The sequence below is a fragment of the Rhodobacteraceae bacterium S2214 genome, assembly GCA_025141675.1.
Lineage (GTDB): Bacteria > Pseudomonadota > Alphaproteobacteria > Rhodobacterales > Rhodobacteraceae > Yoonia.
In genome coordinates this window covers 2447949-2467302 of record CP081161.1, presented here as the reverse complement: position 1 = coordinate 2467302, position 19354 = coordinate 2447949, and the positions used below count along the sequence as shown (strand labels likewise).

The 19354-nt window shown below is 57.7% G+C and carries 22 protein-coding genes; 18 read left to right on the top strand and 4 right to left on the bottom strand.

Annotation, left to right across the window (positions count from 1 at the left end; all coding sequences use genetic code 11):
• Positions 1–64: 64 nt before the first annotated feature.
• From K3729_12355 to cysE, 18 genes are all read left to right on the top strand, one after another.
• Positions 65–1468, top strand: a complete 1404-nt coding sequence (locus K3729_12355; GenBank protein UWQ98248.1) for a terminase family protein — start codon at positions 65–67, stop codon at positions 1466–1468.
• A 115-nt stretch (positions 1469–1583) separates the two neighbouring features.
• Positions 1584–2780: a phage portal protein gene (locus tag K3729_12350; GenBank protein ID UWQ98247.1), complete on the top strand. Its 1197-nt coding sequence runs from the start codon at positions 1584–1586 to the stop codon at positions 2778–2780.
• On the top strand, positions 2770–2979 hold the full coding sequence (locus K3729_12345; GenBank protein ID UWQ98246.1) for a hypothetical protein: 210 nt from the start codon (positions 2770–2772) through the stop codon (positions 2977–2979). Before K3729_12350 ends, K3729_12345 begins: the two co-directional genes overlap by 11 nt.
• Positions 2980–2991: 12 nt before the next feature.
• Complete coding sequence (locus K3729_12340; GenBank protein UWQ98245.1) at positions 2992–3534, top strand: HK97 family phage prohead protease; 543 nt, start codon at positions 2992–2994, stop codon at positions 3532–3534.
• A 46-nt stretch (positions 3535–3580) separates the two neighbouring features.
• Positions 3581–4774 carry a phage major capsid protein gene (locus K3729_12335; protein UWQ98244.1) on the top strand — a complete coding sequence of 398 codons (1194 nt, stop codon included), beginning with the start codon at positions 3581–3583 and terminating at the stop codon, positions 4772–4774.
• Positions 4775–4936: 162 nt separating this feature from the next.
• Positions 4937–5530 carry a hypothetical protein gene (locus K3729_12330; protein UWQ98243.1) on the top strand — a complete coding sequence of 198 codons (594 nt, stop codon included), beginning with the start codon at positions 4937–4939 and terminating at the stop codon, positions 5528–5530.
• Positions 5527–5865: a head-tail adaptor protein gene (locus tag K3729_12325; protein UWQ98242.1), complete on the top strand. Its 339-nt coding sequence runs from the start codon at positions 5527–5529 to the stop codon at positions 5863–5865. Before K3729_12330 ends, K3729_12325 begins: the two co-directional genes overlap by 4 nt.
• Complete coding sequence (locus K3729_12320) at positions 5862–6287, top strand: DUF3168 domain-containing protein (GenBank protein UWQ98241.1); 426 nt, start codon at positions 5862–5864, stop codon at positions 6285–6287. The genes K3729_12325 and K3729_12320 overlap by 4 nt, the downstream gene beginning before the upstream one ends.
• Positions 6288–6307: 20 nt before the next feature.
• Positions 6308–6724 carry a phage major tail protein, TP901-1 family gene (locus K3729_12315; GenBank protein UWQ98240.1) on the top strand — a complete coding sequence of 139 codons (417 nt, stop codon included), beginning with the start codon at positions 6308–6310 and terminating at the stop codon, positions 6722–6724.
• Entirely contained in the window at positions 6724–7041 is a 318-nt protein-coding gene (locus K3729_12310) for a gene transfer agent family protein (protein UWQ98239.1), read from the top strand. Before K3729_12315 ends, K3729_12310 begins: the two co-directional genes overlap by 1 nt.
• Positions 7035–7238: a phage tail assembly chaperone gene (locus tag K3729_12305; GenBank protein UWR01041.1), complete on the top strand. Its 204-nt coding sequence runs from the start codon at positions 7035–7037 to the stop codon at positions 7236–7238. The genes K3729_12310 and K3729_12305 overlap by 7 nt, the downstream gene beginning before the upstream one ends.
• Complete coding sequence (locus K3729_12300) at positions 7231–7854, top strand: phage tail tape measure protein (GenBank protein ID UWQ98238.1); 624 nt, start codon at positions 7231–7233, stop codon at positions 7852–7854. Before K3729_12305 ends, K3729_12300 begins: the two co-directional genes overlap by 8 nt.
• A gap of 11 nt (positions 7855–7865) precedes the next feature.
• Positions 7866–8498, top strand: a complete 633-nt coding sequence (locus K3729_12295) for a DUF2460 domain-containing protein (protein UWQ98237.1) — start codon at positions 7866–7868, stop codon at positions 8496–8498.
• Complete coding sequence (locus tag K3729_12290) at positions 8495–9379, top strand: DUF2163 domain-containing protein (GenBank protein ID UWQ98236.1); 885 nt, start codon at positions 8495–8497, stop codon at positions 9377–9379. The genes K3729_12295 and K3729_12290 overlap by 4 nt, the downstream gene beginning before the upstream one ends.
• Positions 9376–9804 carry a peptidase gene (locus tag K3729_12285; protein ID UWQ98235.1) on the top strand — a complete coding sequence of 143 codons (429 nt, stop codon included), beginning with the start codon at positions 9376–9378 and terminating at the stop codon, positions 9802–9804. Before K3729_12290 ends, K3729_12285 begins: the two co-directional genes overlap by 4 nt.
• 5 nt (positions 9805–9809) lie before the next feature.
• Complete coding sequence (locus K3729_12280) at positions 9810–13697, top strand: glycoside hydrolase/phage tail family protein (protein ID UWQ98234.1); 3888 nt, start codon at positions 9810–9812, stop codon at positions 13695–13697.
• Positions 13698–13997: a hypothetical protein gene (locus tag K3729_12275; GenBank protein UWQ98233.1), complete on the top strand. Its 300-nt coding sequence runs from the start codon at positions 13698–13700 to the stop codon at positions 13995–13997.
• A gap of 81 nt (positions 13998–14078) precedes the next feature.
• The gene (gene cysE, locus K3729_12270; protein UWQ98232.1) at positions 14079–14888 is read left to right on the top strand and encodes a serine O-acetyltransferase; all 810 of its coding nucleotides are present in this window, start codon (positions 14079–14081) and stop codon (positions 14886–14888) included.
• 155 nt (positions 14889–15043) lie between these two features.
• Here cysE and K3729_12265 read toward each other — a convergent pair whose 3' ends face one another.
• The 4 genes from K3729_12265 to pdhA are packed head-to-tail and all read right to left on the bottom strand — an operon-like array spanning position 15044 to position 19061.
• Positions 15044–16363 carry a pyruvate dehydrogenase complex dihydrolipoamide acetyltransferase gene (locus K3729_12265; protein UWQ98231.1) on the bottom strand — a complete coding sequence of 440 codons (1320 nt, stop codon included), beginning with the start codon at positions 16361–16363 and terminating at the stop codon, positions 15044–15046.
• A 12-nt stretch (positions 16364–16375) separates the two neighbouring features.
• Positions 16376–16690: a hypothetical protein gene (locus K3729_12260; GenBank protein ID UWQ98230.1), complete on the bottom strand. Its 315-nt coding sequence runs from the start codon at positions 16688–16690 to the stop codon at positions 16376–16378.
• Complete coding sequence (locus tag K3729_12255; protein ID UWQ98229.1) at positions 16687–18060, bottom strand: pyruvate dehydrogenase complex E1 component subunit beta; 1374 nt, start codon at positions 18058–18060, stop codon at positions 16687–16689. Before K3729_12255 ends, K3729_12260 begins: the two co-directional genes overlap by 4 nt.
• Positions 18060–19061: a pyruvate dehydrogenase (acetyl-transferring) E1 component subunit alpha gene (gene pdhA / locus K3729_12250; protein UWQ98228.1), complete on the bottom strand. Its 1002-nt coding sequence runs from the start codon at positions 19059–19061 to the stop codon at positions 18060–18062. The genes K3729_12255 and pdhA overlap by 1 nt, the downstream gene beginning before the upstream one ends.
• Positions 19062–19354 lie beyond the last annotated feature (293 nt).

The window sequence follows — 19354 nt, the reverse complement described above, 5'->3', positions numbered from 1 at the left end:
ATGACCAAAATCAACGAACTCCAATCGACGCATCTGATGGTGCTGCGCGCAGAAGAGGTATTCCATGAAAAGTACGGATCACCAGACGCCGACACCGGCATCGATTACGACGACGCAAGGGATACCATCGGGCGCGAACTGGATCGCTTGCGGGCCTCAATTGGTCCAAAGGACGTTTCTGGAAAGCCTGACGCCGGATCAGATTGAAGCGCTTCCCTATCTGTTTGATTTCTGGGCCATGCCGCATCAGCGCCCACCGGTTGGCGATTGGCGGACGTGGGTCATTATGGGCGGTCGCGGTGCGGGAAAGACCCGTGCTGGTGCTGAATGGGTCCGTGGCATTGCCGAAGGTCCGACCCCCACGGCTGCCGGCCGCGCCCGCCGCATTGCGATTGTAGGCGAGACCGTGGATCAGACCCGTGAAGTGATGATCTTTGGTGAAAGTGGTATACTCGCTGTATCTCCGCCAGATCGCAGGCCGAAGTGGATTTCCGGTCGCAAGATGCTGGAATGGCCCAATGGTGCCACCGCGCATGTGTTTTCCGCCCATGACCCTGATGCTTTGCGCGGTCCGCAGTTTGATGCGCTGTGGGCGGATGAGGTTGCGAAGTGGAAGAACGGCGAAGACGCGTGGGACATGCTGCAGTTTTCCTTGCGGTTAGGGGATTGCCCGCAGGCCTGTGTCACGACGACCCCCCGCAATGTGCCTGTGTTGAAGGGGATATTGGAACGCCCCAGCACAGTGGTCACACATGCTCCGACCGAAGCGAATGCCGCGAACTTGGCTGAAGGATTTCTGGAAGAGGTCCAATCCCGCTATGCAGGCACGCGTTTGGGTCGCCAAGAGCTGGAAGGTGTGCTGCTGGCCGATGCTGAGGGCGCGATGTGGACGACTGCGATGATGGCCGACGCGGTGGCGGATGATTTGCCTGAGATGGACCGGATTGTCGTCGCGGTTGACCCGCCTGTCACGCACAAGGGGAATTCTGACGCCTGCGGGATTATTGTGGCCGGTGCTGTGACGCAGGGGCCGGTGCATACATGGAAGGCCTACGTGCTGGCTGATCTGACGGTGCATACTGAATCCCCAACCGAATGGGCCAAGATGGCGATTGCCGCTGTGGATCGTTTCGACGCCCAACGGTTGGTGGCCGAGGTCAATCAAGGCGGGGACATGGTCAAGACGATCATTCAAGGCATTGACCCGTTGGTGCCGTATCACGCGGTCAGGGCCCATAAAGGCAAAGCTGCCCGCGCTGAGCCCGTCGCCGCTTTGTACGAACAGGGACGTGTGTCGCATGTGCGGGGTCTAGGCGCGTTAGAGGACCAGATGTGTTTGATGACCCATCAGGGTTTTGTGGGGTCCGGATCGCCCGACCGAGTGGATGCGCTTGTCTGGGCTTTGCGTGATCTGGTGATTGATCCCGCATACGGCTGGCGCGCCCCGCGTGTCCGCACGCTGGGATAGGGTGTTGCGCGGCCCATCGCACGGGCCGTTTTATCCTTCTCAAGAACTGTACCGCATATTGTTTTCATAGCAGCGAACGACGGTTCAGTCCGCCGCACACTTCAAGGAGACGCGAATGTTTGAATTTCTCAACCGGGCATCGGGCAGCAAAGAGGCTGCAGCGCAAGCGGCCCCCGCCGCGAAGGCGTCAGCTACCGGACCTGTCGTTGCGATGCAATCATCGGGCCGTGTGGCTTGGTCTCCACGTGATACGGTATCGCTGACGCGCAATGGGTTTAACGCAAACCCGATCGGGTTTCGGGCGGTTAAGATTATTTCGGAAGCTGCGGCTGCATTGCCATTGGTCGTCCAAGACCGCCTGCGTCGTTATGATATGCATCCGGTGCAGGAATTGCTGGGCCGTCCGAATATGTCGCAAGGCCGCGCCGAATTGTTTGAAGCGTTGTTTGCCCAGATTTTGCTGACGGGGAATGGGTATCTTGAGGCTGTCGCGGATGAAGGATTACCAGCCGAGATGCATGTGCTGCGCTCTGACCGGATGAGCCTGATCCCTGGAAAGAACGGCTGGCCTGTCGCGTATGAGTATAACCTTGGCGGTCGGAAGGTTCGTTTTCCGGTGACGGAAGGTCTGTCCACGGTTTGTCATATCAAAAGCTTTCATCCGCAAGACGACCATTACGGGTTTTCTGCCATGCAGGCGGCAGCCAATGCTGTGGATGTGCACAATGCCGCGTCGCGGTGGTCGAAGGCATTGCTTGATAACGCCGCGCGACCTTCAGGGGCGATTATCTACAAGGGTGCTGAAGGGCAGGCCCAACTGACCAATGATCAATACACCCGTTTGGTCGATGAGATGGAAAGCCAGCATCAAGGTGCCCGCAATGCTGGTCGGCCGATGTTGCTGGAAGGGGGGCTTGATTGGAAACCCATGGGGTTCTCTCCGTCCGATATGGAGTTCCAGAAGACGAAAGAGGCCGCCGCCCGTGAAATATCCATTGCTTATGGTGTGCCGCCTATGTTGCTGGGCATTCCTGGCGATGCCACCTATGCCAATTATCAGGAAGCGAACCGCGCGTTTTACCGCCTGACGGTGCTGCCGCTGGCCACTCGCGTTACCAGTGCGATTGCCGATTGGTTGTCGGATTTCACCGGTGAGCGCATTGATGTGCGTCCCGATCTGGATCAAATCCCCGCTTTGTCTGCTGAACGTGATGCACAATGGCGTCGTGTGGCTGATGCGTCTTTCCTGAGTGCAGCCGAAAAGCGAAGTCTACTAGGCCTTCCGGCATTGGAGGTCAGCGATGACGGGTAAAATAGTTGATCTCGACGGGCGGTCCAAGAAAGCACCGCACCCGCCACCTGTTTCTGATTTCTGGTTTGCCCAGTTGGACGTCCGCCTTGGTCGGATCGAGTTCATGGTCGCCAGATTAGAGTGGCAAATTCTGCTGATTGCTTGCGGTGCCTTTGGGCTGCTGGTTCTTGAAATTGTTCAAGCCATTCGTGGCTTCTGAAAAGGACGAAACATGCATTTAGAACACAAATACTGTCAGCTTGGGCCTGAAGTGAAGGTCAAAGACGGCACCGAAATTTCTGGATACGCGTCGCTGTTTGGTTTGACGGATCAGGGAGGCGATGTCGTCGATTGCGGTGCCTATCAGCAATCGCTGGGGTTTTCGAAATCCAAAGGCCGCACCATCAAGATGCTTTGGCAGCACGATCCGACCCAACCGATTGGTGTGTGGGATGAAGTGCGAGAAGATGCAAAGGGCCTTTGGGTCAAAGGCCGATTGTTACCGGATGTCGCCAAAGCGCGCGAAGCCGCAGCATTGCTTGAAGCTGGTGCGATTGACGGTCTGTCCATCGGGTACCGCACAGTGAAATCAACCAAGGATGACACAGGCAAACGTCATCTGTCCCAACTTGAGCTGTGGGAGGTGTCGCTTGTGACGTTTCCCATGCTTCCCGATGCCCGGGTGGGCGCAAAAGGGGATGATCCCGATGCGCCGGACCTGCGCGAACTGGCGGCTGTCCTAACCGATGCCCGCCTGACTATCGCCCGTGTCTAGGGCCGTCAGCGCAAGCTGCAACTGATCAACACGTAAGGAGTGGAAGATGACCACAACCGGGAACGCGTCCCGGGCCGGGAAAGGCATGTCTGATGACATGTCGCCGGCCCAAGAGTTGCGGGCTGCCTTGGGCGGCTTCGTGGCTGAATTCAAAGATTTCTCCAACGGCGTCAGCGCCAAACTTCAAAAACAGGAAGACCGCATGAACAAGCTTGATCGAAAGACCTTGATGGCTGCACGCCCGTCGTTGGCCGTATCCGCTGAAATGGATGCGCCGCATCAAAAGGCATTCGCTGCCTATTTGCGCTCTGGCGATGATGACGGGTTGCGTGGCCTCGACGTCGAAGGCAAGTCGCTGAACACGGCTGTTGCTGCTGACGGCGGATATCTGGTGGATCCGCAGACGTCTGACACGATCAAAGGCACGTTAAGTGCGACGGCGTCCATCCGTGCGATTGCACAGGTGGTGACGGTGGATGCGACATCGTTTGACGTCTTGGTCGACCATACAGATATGGGTGCTGGTTGGGCCACTGAGACGGGCGGGCTGACAGAAACAGATAGTCCGCAAATCGACCGGATCACGATCCCGCTGCACGAACTGTCAGCGCTGCCCAAAGCGTCACAACGTCTGCTGGACGATACAGCGTTCGACATCGAAGGTTGGCTTGCTGGCCGTATCGCGGACAAGTTCGCCCGGTCTGAGGCCAACGCGTTTATTGCTGGCGATGGCGTCGATAAGCCGAAGGGTCTGCTGACCTATCCAACCGTCGATAATGATGTTTGGGCATGGGGTAACCTTGGATATGTGCCGACTGGTTCTGTTGGCGGGATTGATAACGCTGATCCGATTGTCGATCTCGTCTATGCCGTGGGTGCGCAGTACCGCGCGAACGGCACCTTCGTGATGAACTCAAAAACGGCTGGCACGATCCGCAAACTGAAAGACAATGATGGGCGCTTCTTGTGGTCTGATGGTCTGGCTGCAGGCGAACCTGCGCGTCTGATGGGGTATCCGGTGCTGATCGCCGAAGACATGCCGGACATTGCCGGTGATGCGTTTGCCATCGCGTTTGGTGATTTCGCGACGGGCTACACTGTCGCGGAACGCCCTGATCTGCGTGTGCTGCGTGATCCGTTCTCTGCCAAGCCACACGTGCTGTTCTACGCCACAAAGCGCGTCGGCGGTGCCGTGTCAGACTTTGCCGCGATCAAGCTGCTGAAGTTCGCGACCAGCTAACGCTTGCGTCGTGAAAAGGGGCGGTCTGTCACGGCCCGTCCCACCCCGGATGCACGTCCGATCTATGCAGCGTCGTCTAGCTGCTCCCTTCCGTCCGAGCGGCGTTGTGGGTGTGCATCCGGTCAACCAAAGCCGAAACCGCAGGATAAGTCGGAGTTTCCCATGATGTTAGTCGAACAGACCACTGTGCCCGCCGAGGCCCTTCCGGTCGCCCAATTCAAAGACCACATGCGGCTGGGGTCCGGTTTTGCCGATGATGACTTGCAGGATGGATTGTTGGAAACCCATCTAAGGGCCGCCATTGCCGCGATCGAAGCGCGCACCGGGAAAATCCTGATATCGCGTGAATTTGCCTGGACCATTTCGCAATGGCGCGATGTGTACCGCGAACCGCTGCCGATTGCGCCAGTTGCTGCCATTACAGAATTTGTCCTGATTGATCGTTACGGTGTCGAAACGACGGCCCCTGCATCGGGTTGGTCGCTTGCACCGGACACCCATCGTCCGCGTTTGATCGGTGTTGATGGTCCTTTGGCCGTTGTGCCGCAAGACGGGTCTGTCCGTATCGGGATGCTGGCTGGCTTTGGCGCGGAATGGTCAGACCTGCCCGAAGATCTGGCGCAGGCTACATTTCTGTTGGCCGCCCATTTCTACGAATTCCGGCATGCGGGACAGGGGGGTGACATCCCCCTTGGCGTTGCTGCCTTGATTGCCCCGCACCGCAATGTCCGTTTGTTTATGGGAGGTCGGTCATGAGTTTACCACGTTTGACGCGCCAGATGATCCTCGAAGACCCCGTCCGCACGGATGATGGCGCGGGTGGTTATGTGACGACATGGCAGCCACTGGGGACGTTGTTTGCGGACGTCAAGTCCGGCACCGGGCGTCAAAGCGGTGATTTGGTTGCGACGTTGTCGAAAAACACTGTGCGTGTGATTGTGCGTGCCGCCGTCGTTGGTGCGCCGTCACGTCCTAAAGTGGGACAGCGGTTCCGCGAAGGTCAATCAACCTTTCGCATTGATGCGGTCGCTCCGTTTGATCGTGGTGCCCATTATCTGACGTGCTTCGCCGTCGAGGAGGCCGTCGTATGACTTACGCTGTCAGCGCGGCCTTACAGACCGCGATATTCGAGACCTTGGCGACGGACCCTGCCGTTACAGCATTGGTAGGCGACGCGGTTTACGACACGGTGCCTTCAGGGCCACGGCCTGAATTGTATCTGGCACTAGGCCCCGAACAGGTCCGCGATCAGTCCGATATGACGGGCGCTGGCGCTTTGCATGAATTTGTTATTCGCGTGGTGTCTGAAAAGTCCGGCTTTGCCCGCGCCAAACAGGTGGCGGCGGCCGTGTCTGATGCATTGCACAATGTTGATCTGACGCTGACCCGCGGCGCATTGGTCTATCTGCAATTTGCCAAAGCCCGCGCCACACGCGCCCGCAGCGGCGATGCCCGCCAAGTTGATCTGACGTTCCGCGCTCGTGTTTGTGACGGCGCACCCGCAACTCCCTGATAAATATAGGAGGACACCCCATGGTGGCCCAAAATGGCAAGGACCTATTGGTCAAAATCGACATGACCGGTGACGGATCGTTTCAGACGGTGGCAGGGCTGCGGGCAACCCGTATCAGCTTTAACGCTGAAAGCGTGGATGTGACATCGCTGGAAAGCACCGGTGGCTGGCGTGAATTGCTGGCGGGGGCAGGCGTGAAGACCTGCGCGATCTCGGGCTCTGGCGTTTTCAAGGATGCCGATAGCGATGAACGCGCGCGCCAGATTTTCTTTGACGGGGAAACGCCTGACTTTCAGGTAATTATTCCTGATTTTGGCACTGTTGAAGGGCCGTTCCAGATCACGTCCGTGGAATATTCCGGCGCTTATAATGGCGAGGCGACATATGAGCTGGCGATGGCGTCCGCTGGCGCGATCACCTTCACGGCGTTGACCTGATGGCGAACCCTTGGGCTGGCGAGGTCACGATCACGGTGGATGGTATTCCGCATGTCTGCAAGCTGACCCTTGGGGCGCTGGCCGAACTTGAGGACACGCTGGGCGAGGATACTTTGGTGGCTTTGGTCCAGCGGTTTGAAAGCGGCGCTTTTGCCAGCCGTGATGTGATGGCGTTGATCGTCGCTGGTCTGCGGGGGGGCGGTTGGTCTGGCACCCGCGCAGATTTGCTGACAGCCGAGATTGGCGATGGACCTGTGGCGGCGGCGAAGGTGGCTGCCCAATTGCTGGCCCGTGCCTTTGGCGGTGGTGGATCATGAAGTTTGATTGGCCCGCGTTGTTACGCGCCGGTGTGCGCGGTCTTGGGTTGCGGCCCGATCAGTTCTGGCGGCTCACACCTGCCGAATTTCGCCTGATGCTGGGAATTGATGCAGGATCGGCGCCGATGGGACGGGCAGCACTCGATGCATTGTCCCAAGCTTATCCGGATACAAAAAGGACATCTGAGGATGGATGATTTTGATGACGATACGTTTGGTGGTGCTGCAGAAGATGCCGCCCGTCTGACGGCTGAAATCCGTGAAATGCGTGTCGCCTTTGCCGAGACGTTCAAGGAAGCGACGAACCTTGATAGCGGCCTATCGAATGGGTTGCGCAAAGCGTTCGACGGGTTGGCCTTTGACGGGCTGAAGCTCAGCGATGCGCTGAACATGGTTGCCCGCAATATGATTGATACGGCCTATGCGGCTGCGATCAAACCTGTCGCCAATGGTTTTGGCAGCGCGATTGCCGACGGGATCAGCGGGATAGTCGCAAATGTGATGCCCTTCAAGGATGGCGCACCGTTTTCGCAAGGCCGCGTGATGCCCTTTGCCTTGGGTGGTGTCGTCAGTGGCGCGACCACGTTCCCGATGCGCGGTGGTACGGGCCTGATGGGCGAAGCGGGGCCAGAGGCGATTATGCCGTTGGCGCGCGGTGCCGATGGCCGCCTTGGTGTGCGTACTCAAGGGGGCGGGGGTGTGAACATCAACATGAATATCTCGACCCCTGATGTGGCGGGCTTTGCACGGTCGCAAGGACAGATCGCCGCCCGCGTTGCCCGTGCGATCGGGCAAGGCAACCGTAACCGATAGGAGCAGCCACCATGTCATTTCACGAAACTCGTTTTCCTGCGTCGCTGTCCTTTGGCGCGATTGGTGGGCCAGAGCGGCGGACAGAGATTGTCACGCTCGCCAACGGCTTTGAAGAACGTAATACCCCGTGGGCCCATTCGCGCAGGCGCTATGATGCGGGGCTTGGTCTGCGGTCACTGGATGACGTGGCCTTATTGGTTGCTTTCTTTGAGGCGCGTCAGGGGCAGCTATACGGGTTTCGTTGGAAGGATTGGGCAGACTATAAATCCTGCTCGGCAAATACTGATCCCACCCCGTTTGATCAGCGCATTGGTGAAGGCGACGAGGCCACAAGCGCATGGCAATTGGTGAAGGACTATCCGTCCGGTGAAGCTTGTTACCAGCGGCCAGTGACGAAACCTGTTGTGGGGTCGGTGCGTGTGGCTGTGGGCGGGGACGCGTTGCAGGACACGATTGATTTCACTGTGGATAGCACAACGGGGCTGATCCATTTCGCTGAAGCGCCGCCTATGGGCGCTTCGATACAGGCCGGTTTTGAATTCGATGTACCAGCGCGGTTTGACACAGACCGCATCCAGACGTCTGTTGCCAGCTTCCGTGCGGGTGATGTGCCGAATGTGCCTGTGGTTGAGGTGCGGGTATGACTGTGCAGGCGCTTCACGATCATCTGGCGACGGGTCTCACCCACGTTTGCCAGTGCTGGGCTATCAAGCGGCGCGACGGTGTGGTGCTTGGTTTTACGGATCATGACCGCGTTTTGGCCTTTGACGGGATCACCTTTGTCGCAGAAAGCGGGATGACGGCGCGTGCGCTCAGCCATACGACTGGGCTGTCCGTCGATAATACTGAAGCGGTGGGTGTGCTGACCGCTGACGCGGTGACCGAAGCTGATATCGCTGCCGGGCGCTATGATCAGGCAGAGGTCACAGTGTGGCTTGTCTGTTGGGATGATGTCAGTGCCCGTAAGGTGAAGTTTCGCGGCACAATGGGTGAAATTACCCGCAACGGTGGCCAGTTTCAGGTGGATCTGCGCGGCTTGGCCGAGGCGCTGAACCAACCGCAGGGACGGTCCTATCTGAAAACCTGTTCAGCGGTGCTTGGGGATCGGTCTTGTGGGATCAATACCAAGACCGATGCCGCCTATGTGGCAGAGGTGACTGTGGACCGCGACACAGATGGCCAAACCTTTGATCTGGCCACGCTGGTGCCGTTTAATGCGGAATGGTTCAAGGACGGGTTTCTCGAAGTGATGGCGGGTGCGGCCAAGGGGCTGTCGGCCACGATCAAGGCGGATCAGTTGAACGGGACGCGGCGCGAGATCCTGTTGTGGCAGCCGCTCGGGTTGCCGATTGCCGTCGGGGATGAGCTGCGGCTCGTTGCGGGCTGCGACAAGCACGCCAAGACCTGTCGCGAGAAATTCACGAACCTCGCCAATTTCCAAGGTTTTCCGCATATTCCGGGGGACGACTGGTTGATGGCTGTGCCGCGTTCGGGTGACGCGAATGACGGTGGGAGCCTGCAGTGAACGATATCGTGGCAGAGGCGCGATCTTGGATCGGCACGCCCTATGTGCATCAGGCTGCGGTCAAAGGGGTCGCAACCGATTGCCTCGGGATGATCCGCGGCTTGTGGCGCACAAGATACGGCGAAGACCCGCAGGGCGTGCCTGCCTATTCCGCCGATTGGGGAGAACCGCAACGCGATGAACGCCTGTGGCAATCCGCAATAGATCATTTTGACGACGTCAGCGACCAGCCGATGCAGTCCGGACAGGTGATCCTTTTCCGGATGCGCGAAGGCTGGGTCGCGAAACATCTGGGTGTGGTGGCTGAGGTGGGCGATGCCCCGACCTTTATCCACGCCTACGCGGGACACGGGGTCACTGAAAGCCCGCTGTCCGCACCGTGGCAACGCCGGATTGTTGCCCGTTTTGCTTTCATGGAAGGATAGCCACTATGGCCACGCTTGTTTTATCTGCTGTTGGTATGTCGCTTGGGGCAAGTGTGGGCGGGGCCGTGCTAGGTGTGTCTGCCGCGGCCATTGGTCAGGCTGCGGGGGCAACACTTGGCCGGATGATCGACCAACGTGTTCTTGGGGCTGGCAGTGCGGCGGTTGAAACAGGCCGCGTCGATCGTTTTCGGATTACGGGCGCTGGTGAGGGGAACACGGTCGGTCAAGTATATGGTCGTATGCGCGTGCCGGGGCCGGTGATCTGGGCCACGCAGTTTCAAGAGACCACTGAGACAACAGGTGGCAAAGGGGCGGGTGCCCAACCCAAGGTGACGGAATATAGCTATACGGTCAGTCTTGCCGTTGCCCTGTGTGAAGGCACGATCACCCGTGTGGGCCGTGTCTGGGCGGACGGGGTCGTCATGAGCCATGCCAAGCTGAACATGACCGTTTACGACGGGTCCGCGTTCCAATCGCCTGATCCGAAAATTGTCGCTGTTGAGGGTGCGGAAAACGCACCAGCCTATCGCGGTGTTGCCTATGTGGTGTTTGAAGACCTGCCGCTTGCGCAATTTGGCAACCGCGTGCCGCAGTTCACCTTCGAGGTCATGCGCCCGTCCGAGATCACAGAACCTGCCGCCACAGCTGATATCGCCCGCCAAGTGCGCGGTGTCGCTTTGATTCCGGGGACGGGGGAATATGCGCTGGCGACGCAGCCTGTGCGCCTGTCACCGGATTTCAGTGACCAAATCGCGATCAATGTGAACTCTCCACTAGGGGGCACAGATTTTTATGTGGCGTCAGAGGCGCTCCGAGAAGAGCTTCCCAATTGCCATTCTGCGCTGTTGGTTGTGTCATGGTTTGGCAATGACTTGCGCTGTGGGGAATGCGACGTAGCCCCAAAGGTCGAACAGACCGAGGTCGACGGGGACGAGATGCCGTGGGTGGTGTCCGGTCAGCCGCGTGCCACGGCGGGGGTGGTCCCGCAGAACGGGGATCGGCCCGTCTATGGCGGGACGCCGTGTGATGCGTCTGTGGTTGAGGCAATCAAGGGGCTCAAAGCGCGTCTGCAAGCACCCGTCTTCTATCCGTTCATCCTGATGGAACAACAATACGGCAATACGCTGAATGATCCGTGGACCGGTAGCGCTGGGCAACCGCCTTTGCCGTGGCGCGGACGGATCACGACGTCGCTTGCGCCGACTGTTGATGGGACACCTGACCAGACCATGGCAGCAGAGGCCGAAGTTGCGGCCTTTATGGGGACAGCACAGCCGAGCGATTTCAGCTTGGATGGAGAGACCGTCGTCTATACCGGCCCTAATGCATGGCGCTATCGCCGTTTCATTCTGCATTACGCGTATTTGTGTAAAGCGGCGGGTGGGGTTTCAGCCTTTTGTATTGGGTCCGAAATGCGGGGGCTTACCCAAATACGTGGGGCAGGTGGGTCTTATCCTGCCGTGGATGCGTTCATCCAATTGGCGGCAGAGGTCCGCGCGATCCTCGGACCGGATACCAAGATCAGCTACGCGTCGGATTGGTCTGAATACCACGGGTATCAGCCTACGGGGACGGGGGATAAGATATTCCACCTTGATCCGCTCTGGGCAGATCCGAACATCGATTTCATCGGGATTGATAACTACATGCCACTGTCTGATTGGCGGGATGGAGTAGACCACGTCGATGCGGATGCGGGATCAATCTATAATCTCGATTATCTGTCCACGAATGTGACGGCCGGCGAAGGGTACGACTGGTACTACAAGAGCGACACCGCTCGCGACGCGCAACGGCGCACGCCGATTACAGATGGCTTAGCGAATGAACCGTGGGTTTACCGTTACAAAGATCTGCCCAATTGGTGGGGGAACGCACACCATGACCGCATAGGCGGGGTCCGGTCTGCTACACCAACAGCATGGGAACCTCGCAGCAAACCGATCTGGTTCACCGAACTTGGGTGTGCTGCAATTGATAAGGGGACGAACCAACCCAACAAGTTCCTCGACCCCAAGTCGTCTGAATCCTTCATGCCGCATTATTCAAACGGCAGGCGGGATGACTTTATGCAGATGCAATATTTGCGGGCGATCTATGGGCATTACGCAAATCCTGCGAACAACCCGACGTCCACGCTTTATGGTGGCCCAATGGTAGATATGTACCGCGCACACGTCTGGGCATGGGACGTGCGGCCTTACCCGTATTTCCCCGGCAATCAGGACCTTTGGTCGGATGGAGACAACTACACACGGGGCCATTGGCTCAATGGCCGGAGTTCGAGCCGAACATTGGCGTCTGTGGTCGCAGACATTTGTGAACGGTCGGGGGTTACGGCTTATGACGTTTCAAAGCTTTACGGTCTTGTTCGAGGCTATCACATTGCAGATGCCGGATCAGCGCGCGCAGCCTTGCAACCGTTAATGACCACCTACGGGTTTGAAGCGGCTGAACGAGACGGCATGCTTGTGTTCACCAATCGCACGGGGCAGCCGACACAAGAGATGACGCAAGACACATTGGCCTTCGATCCAGACAGGCCAACGGCGATCAGTCAGGTGCGGGGACCCTTGTCAGAAATCGCAGCACGTGTGCAATTTGAATACCTCGATTCCGAAGCCGATTACGAAGGCACAGTGACCGAAACCTCTGACCCCGAGCAAAAGACACTGGGATTGTCGCGCACGTCCGTGCCGTTGGCCCTGACACAAGCAGAAGCGCAGGGCATCGTGGGGCGCTGGCTAGCGGAAACCCGTGTCGGGCAAGACGGGATTAGCTTTGCACTGCCGCCATCGCAACAGGCGCTGGGCGCAGGTGATGTGGTTGATCTACACGTCGACGGGGACGCGGGGACGTTCCGTATCGACCGCGTCGAAGAAGCAGGTTTGCGATTGGTCGAAGCGACGCGCGTCGATCCCGAAGTCTACCTGCCGCAAAACATCCCCGAAATTGCCCCGAAACTGAAACCCTACGTAGGCCCTGTGCCAGTGCAGCTGCAATTTCTGGATATTCCGCTGATCACCGGCGACGAAATTCCCCATGCGCCGCATATGGTGGCAACGGGACGCCCTTGGCCGGGGCAAGTCGCCGTATACCGGTCTGGCACGGACAGTGACTATGCGCTCGACAGCATCATCCGGCGTGAAGGCAGCATTGGACAACTGACGACGCCACTTCTGCGGGGACCCGTCGGGACATGGGATCGTCAAAACGGTGTAAATGTGAAGCTGATCCACGGGGCGCTCAGCGGCGCTGAAGTGGGCGCGGTGCTGTCCGGTGCGGGCGCTATCGCAGTGGGTGATGGCACAGCAGACTATTGGGAAATCTTACAGTTCACCAAGGCGGACCCGATTGGTGCACAGGAATACGCGTTGTCAGGATTTCTGCGCGGGCAGGCGGGGTCCAGTGGGCTTATGCCTGATATCTGGCCAGTCGGGTCGAAGGTCGTGGTGCTGAACCAAGCTGTGACACAACCCAATCTGGCGGCCACAACACGCGGTACAGAGCGCCATTTCCGGTTTGGTCCTGCATCAGAACCATTGGGGGATGAAACCTACCGCTACACCACGCAAAGCTTTGCCGGCAACGGGTTGCGGCCTTACCCAGTAGCGCATCTTAGGGCGACGGCGCTGGGCGGAAGATGGGGCATTAACTGGATCAGACAAACGCGGATCGACGGGGATGATTGGTCTGGCGTGGATGTGCCCTTGGGCGAAGATCGGGAAAGTTATCTTTTGCAATTCTACGAAGGTGGCAGCTTGGTCGGGACGACGATTGTGAATTCCCCCACATGGTCAGGCGCATTGGCCGCTGGCACCAAAGTAGCGGTCGCTCAGATTTCAGATCGCTACGGTCCAGGGCCTGCGCAGACGATCACGGTGCCAAGCTAGATGCGTCCGGTCCATTTGTCTGATCTGCACACGGCGGCATTGATCCTGCGGGATCATCCGCCGGATCAACGTGTCGCGCTGATGATTCAAGCGCTACAGGCAGCAGATACAGCGGACCGCTACCGAAAAAAACTGCGGCGGGGACATCCTGACTTTGGGACCGGCACGCTGTCGAGCGCAATGAGGGGATTTCAGATGGAAAGCACACACGCCCCCTGCGAGACGGCTTACTTGGAAGCACTACAGGTGGTGGTGGCCGCACTGCTCGCCAAACGTCAAAACCATGCGCAAACTGCGTAAATTCAGTTCACGGGGTTTTTTCTTGTCGCGCCGAACCTAACTAGATTAGAACGACATGACACAGCGCAAGGATGCGACACCATGGCCCAAAATAACGCAGCCCTGAGCACGGTTGACCCCGTGTGGCATCGCATCCGCGAAGAAGCTGAAGCCGCGATCATGTCCGAACCATTGATGGGTGGATTGGTGCATGCTGGCATCCTGCACCACGGCAGCTTTGAACAAGCACTGGCCTACAGGATTTCCATGAAGCTCGCGTCACGCGAAATGTCAGAACAAATCCTGCGGGAAATCTTGGACGAAGCATATGCGGCGGACACCAATCTGACAGCATCTGCGCGGGCCGACCTCGTTGCTATCTTTGATCGTGATCCGGCTTGCCACCGTTTGATGCAACCGCTGTTGTTCTTCAAAGGCTTTCAAGCGGTGCAGGCTTACCGTCTTGGGCATTGGCTGTGGAATACGGGTCGTAAAGACTTGTCTTATTACGTGCAGATGCGCGTGTCCGAATTGTTCGGGGTGGACATCCACCCGGCAGCGCGGATCGGTAAAGGCATTATGATCGACCACGCACATTCGATTGTCGTTGGTGAAACAGCCGTTGTCGGCGATAACGTGTCGATGCTGCATTCGGTTACACTTGGCGGGACCGGAAAAGAAGACGACGATCGTCATCCGAAAATCGCGGACGGTGTGTTGATCGGGGCAGGGGCCAAGGTGCTGGGGAATATCACCGTGGGCCATTGCAGCCGGATCGCAGCAGGTTCTGTCGTGCTGGAACCTGTGCCGCCGATGAAAACGGTGGCGGGTGTGCCCGCACGGATCGTGGGCGAAAGCGGCTGTTCACAACCGTCGCTGACAATGGACCACCTGTTCGACGCGATCAGCTAGATTGCACGGCAACGATGGTACGCATTAATAGCATCTTTGACGTCTTCTAAATCTCCGCCGGAGGCTCCCGTCCTTTCCACGTCCGCTTACTTCAGTCAAAATGCAAAACGCCGGACCAAATGGCCCGGCGTTTTCTGTTTCGTAATGACGTCGCTTTACGCGAGCATTGTCATTGGGTTCTCAAGATTGTCCTTGATGGCGTTGAGCAGGTTCGCACCCAGCGCGCCATCAATCACACGGTGATCCACGCTCAGCGTTGTGGACATTACAGTGCCCACAGTCAGTTCACCATCAGCGCCGACAATTGGCTTTTTCGTGCCTGCACCAACGGCCAGAATTGCGGCGTGCGGTGGGTTGATGATTGCATCAAAGTTGTCGATGCCGAACATGCCGAGGTTGGAAATCGCGAATGATCCACCGCTATATTCGTGCGGGGCCAGCTTGCGGTCGCGCGCACGGGTGGCGAGGTCCTTCATTTCAGCGGACAAAGCCGACAGGGACTTCATTTCGGCGTCCTTCAGGACCGGTGTGAACAACCCGCCTTCAATCGCGACAGCAACCGCAACGTCAGATTTTTCGAACTGCAGTGTGCGATCACCAGCCCAAACGGCGTTGGCTTCAGGAACTTGCTGCAACGCCAAAGCACAGGCCTTGATGATGAAATCGTTCACGGACAGCTTCACGCCGCGTGGCTCCAACTGTTTGTTCAACTGGCTGCGGAACTTGAGCAAGGCGTCCAGATTGATATCGCGGCGCAGGTAGAAGTGCGGCACGGATTGCTTTGCCTCTGTCAGGCGGGCAGCAATCGTTTTGCGCATTCCGTCGAGCGAAATTTCCTCGTAAGGGCGATCGGCATAAGTCTTGAGAACGGCATCGGTGCTTGGGCCTGTGGCGACGGAAGCAGCAGCAGCAGGGGCCGCTTTCGCTGGCGCGCTTGCCGCAGCTGCAGCAGGTTTTGTACCCGGTTGCGCGTTTTCCACGTCAGCCTTCACAATACGGCCACGCGGGCCGGAACCTGCGACGTCGGCCAGATCCAGACCTTTGTCAGCGGCGATGCGGCGGGCAAGAGGGGTCGCGAAAACACGTTCTCCGTCTTTGACAGGTGCTGCTGGCGCAGGTGTGGCGGCCTTATCGGAGCCCCCTGCGGGGGCCGCCTCTGCAGCCGCGGCAGCAGTTGGCGCTGCCGGTTCCGCTTTGGCCGCAGGTGCTGACCCAATATCATCCGCGCTTTCGCCATCTTCGAGCAGAACAGCGATCACTTCGTTGACCTTCACGCCTTCGGACCCTTCGGCGATTACGATCTTACCGATCACACCTTCGTCAACGGCTTCGAATTCCATCGTGGCTTTGTCTGTTTCAATTTCAGCCATCACGTCGCCAGACGACACAGTGTCACCTTCTTTGACGAGCCATTTGGCAAGCGTCCCTTCTTCCATCGTAGGCGACAGGGCGGGCATCAGGATTTCAATAGGCATGGAATGGCTCCGTTATTGACCGGGCGCAGGAACGCTGGGTTCTAGAATTTCAGAGACGTAGGATTCAACCAACACCTCTTCGACTGCGACGTAGGATTGTCTTAGGTTTTGTTCGATATGCAGGTAGGCGACTTCGCGGGTCATCAGGGCCATCGCACGCCCGAGGTCTTCGGGATCCGACAGGCAGCCAATGATGATCTCAACCGTGTGGGAATGATCACCGCGTTCAATCAGTAGACCGTTGGGCGGGCAATCTGCGGGCATCTGGGCGCTGGCAGCCGATGCCACCAGTCCCAAGCCCGCGATCATGCCTGCCAAACGCATCACCGGTACGTTACCTTTTTGCACGCATCTACCACTTCGTCCGTGGTCAAAAGCGCATGCTTTTCAAGGTTCGCCGCATATGGCATCGGCACGTCTTTACCTGTGCATGTGATCACTGGCGCATCGAGGTAATCGAACGCTTCTTGCATGATCACACCAGAGATGTAGCCGCCGACGCTGCCTTGCGGCCAGCCTTCTTCGACGGTCACACAACGGTTGGTCTTGCGCACAGACGCGAGGATAGTTTCGGTATCCATTGGACGCAATGTCCGCAGGTTGATCACTTCGGCATTGATGCCTTCGGCCGCCAATTTCTCAGCCGCCTCAAGCGCGTAGGTCATGCCAATCCCGAAGGATACAATGGTGACGTCGTCGCCCGCCCGTTCAATTTTGGCTTTCCCGAATGGAATGGTGAAGTCATCCATGACAGGCACGTCAAACGACTTGCCGTACATGATTTCGTTCTCGAGGAAGATCACAGGGTTATTGTCGCGGATCGCTGTTTTCAGCAAACCTTTGGCATCAGCTGCAGAGTAAGGCATCGCAACCTTCAGACCCGGAACCTGCATATACCAAGCGGCGTAACACTGGGAATGCTGGGCACCCACACGCGCCGCTGCACCATTGGCCCCACGGAACACCATAGGTGCACCCATCTGACCGCCTGACATATACAATGTCTTGGCCGCAGAGTTGATCAGGTGGTCAATCGCTTGCATCGCGAAGTTGAATGTCATGAATTCCACAATCGGGCGCAGACCACCAAAGGATGCGCCAGTGGCGATCCCAGCAAAACCATGCTCGGTGATCGGCGTATCAATCACGCGTTTGGCGCCGAATTCGTCCAACAGACCTTGGGAGATTTTGTAAGCGCCTTGGTATTCGGCAACTTCTTCACCCATCAGGAATACGTCTTCGTCGTTCCGCATTTCTTCAGCCATCGCGTCGCGCAAGGCTTCGCGGACCGTGGTCTTCTTCATTTCGGTGCCTTCGGGCCAATCAGGCGACTGGTCTGGGGCAGGGGCGGCAGGTGCTGCGGCCTCGGCTGGGGCTTTGGCAGTCTCTTCCGTTGCGGGTGCGGCGGCTGCTTGCGGCGCTGTAGGTGCTGCACCAGCTTCTGGTACGTCTTCGCCTTCTTCCACGAGGATCGCGATGACGTCGTTCACCTTCACAGCTTCGGTGCCTTCGGCCACAACGATCTTGCCGACGATACCTTCGTCAACAGCTTCGAATTCCATCGTTGCTTTGTCGGTCTCAATCTCGGCCATAATGTCGCCGGATGAAACGGTGTCGCCTTCTTTCACCAGCCATTTGGCCAATGTACCTTCTTCCATCGTCGGAGACAGGGCGGGCATGAGAATTTCGATAGCCATTATGCTGTCTCCTCGTTGTAGATATCTGTCCAAAGCTCTTCGAGCGCGGGCTCCGGGCTTTCCTTGGAGAATTCAGCAGCTTCGTTCACGACAGCTTTGATTTCTTTGTCGATGGCCTTCAAGTCATCCTCGGAGGCGTGTTTGCCTTTCAGCAGCGCGTCACGGACCTGTTCAATCGGGTCACGTTCGTCGCGCATTTTTTGGACTTCTTCGCGGGTCCGGTATTTCGCAGGGTCAGACATGGAATGGCCGCGATAGCGGTATGTCTTAACCTCTAGGATGTACGGGCCTTTGCCAGCACGGCAGTGTGCCACTGCGCGTTCGCCGGCCTCTTTGACCTTGATGACGTCCATGCCGTCAACTTCTTCGCCTTCGATGCCGTAAGCCGCACCGCGTTCCCACAGGGACGGGGACTTCGTCGAACGTTGAACGGATGTGCCCATCGCATATTGGTTGTTTTCAATGACGAACACGACGGGAAGTTCCCACAGTTCAGCCATGTTGTAGGTCTCGTAAACCTGACCTTGGTTGGCAGCGCCGTCACCGAAGTAAGTGAAGGTCACATTATCATTGCCTTTGTATTTGTCAGAAAACGCCAGACCGGCACCCAGCGGTACCTGTGCTGCAACAATCCCGTGGCCGCCGTAGAAATGCTTCTCTTTCGAGAACATGTGCATCGACCCGCCTTTACCCTTTGAAAAGCCACCTTCGCGACCTGTCAATTCGGCCATGATGCCTTTGGGGTCCATGCCGCAGGCCAACATGTGGCCGTGGTCACGGTAAGATGTGATGCGCTTGTCGCCCTCTTTTGCTGCGGCCTCTAGACCCACAACAACGGCTTCCTGACCGATATAAAGGTGACAAAAGCCACCAATCAGACCCATGCCATAAAGCTGGCCCGCCTTTTCTTCAAACCGCCGGATCAGCAGCATTTCCCGGTAATGTCCCAGCAATTCTTCAGCTGAGACGTTCGACTTCGCGGCGGCCTTCTTTGGCGGCATGGGCGGTCCTCCATCCAATTCGTAAATTAGTTTAGTGTTAAACTATCCCCTAAAGCAAAACACATGACGTTACGAGATGCAAACGACATATGAGGTATTCGGTGGGGGAATATGTGGGATGCGGATGGAAAATGGGTAGGACGTGAGTGGACCGGCTCGGCTCTGAGGAAGTCGGCAATCTCCTTTCAGCCAAAGCTTGACTGTCCGGGGGCACGCAGTTCACTTGGGCGTTTTAGACGGTAGGGGCTAATTTGAATGGCGTTAATTCAACTTTCGGAACCAAATGAGCGGCT

What these genes read in the sequence shown, in the direction of transcription:
- K3729_12300 (UWQ98238.1), top strand. Translation starts at nt 7,231, where the DNA reads ATGGATGATTTTGATGACGATACGTTTGGTGGTGCTGCAGAAGATGCC.
- K3729_12330 (UWQ98243.1), top strand. Translation starts at nt 4,937, where the DNA reads ATGATGTTAGTCGAACAGACCACTGTGCCCGCCGAGGCCCTTCCGGTC.
- K3729_12350 (UWQ98247.1), top strand. Translation starts at nt 1,584, where the DNA reads ATGTTTGAATTTCTCAACCGGGCATCGGGCAGCAAAGAGGCTGCAGCG.
- K3729_12280 (UWQ98234.1), top strand. Translation starts at nt 9,810, where the DNA reads ATGGCCACGCTTGTTTTATCTGCTGTTGGTATGTCGCTTGGGGCAAGT.
- K3729_12275 (UWQ98233.1), top strand. Translation starts at nt 13,698, where the DNA reads ATGCGTCCGGTCCATTTGTCTGATCTGCACACGGCGGCATTGATCCTG.
- K3729_12355 (UWQ98248.1), top strand. Translation starts at nt 65, where the DNA reads ATGAAAAGTACGGATCACCAGACGCCGACACCGGCATCGATTACGACG.
- pdhA (UWQ98228.1), bottom strand. Translation starts at nt 19,061, where the DNA reads ATGCCGCCAAAGAAGGCCGCCGCGAAGTCGAACGTCTCAGCTGAAGAA.
- K3729_12290 (UWQ98236.1), top strand. Translation starts at nt 8,495, where the DNA reads ATGACTGTGCAGGCGCTTCACGATCATCTGGCGACGGGTCTCACCCAC.
- K3729_12340 (UWQ98245.1), top strand. Translation starts at nt 2,992, where the DNA reads ATGCATTTAGAACACAAATACTGTCAGCTTGGGCCTGAAGTGAAGGTC.
- K3729_12315 (UWQ98240.1), top strand. Translation starts at nt 6,308, where the DNA reads ATGGTGGCCCAAAATGGCAAGGACCTATTGGTCAAAATCGACATGACC.
- K3729_12335 (UWQ98244.1), top strand. Translation starts at nt 3,581, where the DNA reads ATGACCACAACCGGGAACGCGTCCCGGGCCGGGAAAGGCATGTCTGAT.
- K3729_12255 (UWQ98229.1), bottom strand. Translation starts at nt 18,060, where the DNA reads ATGGCTATCGAAATTCTCATGCCCGCCCTGTCTCCGACGATGGAAGAA.
- K3729_12325 (UWQ98242.1), top strand. Translation starts at nt 5,527, where the DNA reads ATGAGTTTACCACGTTTGACGCGCCAGATGATCCTCGAAGACCCCGTC.
- K3729_12265 (UWQ98231.1), bottom strand. Translation starts at nt 16,363, where the DNA reads ATGCCTATTGAAATCCTGATGCCCGCCCTGTCGCCTACGATGGAAGAA.
- K3729_12295 (UWQ98237.1), top strand. Translation starts at nt 7,866, where the DNA reads ATGTCATTTCACGAAACTCGTTTTCCTGCGTCGCTGTCCTTTGGCGCG.
- K3729_12310 (UWQ98239.1), top strand. Translation starts at nt 6,724, where the DNA reads ATGGCGAACCCTTGGGCTGGCGAGGTCACGATCACGGTGGATGGTATT.
- K3729_12320 (UWQ98241.1), top strand. Translation starts at nt 5,862, where the DNA reads ATGACTTACGCTGTCAGCGCGGCCTTACAGACCGCGATATTCGAGACC.
- K3729_12345 (UWQ98246.1), top strand. Translation starts at nt 2,770, where the DNA reads ATGACGGGTAAAATAGTTGATCTCGACGGGCGGTCCAAGAAAGCACCG.
- cysE (UWQ98232.1), top strand. Translation starts at nt 14,079, where the DNA reads ATGGCCCAAAATAACGCAGCCCTGAGCACGGTTGACCCCGTGTGGCAT.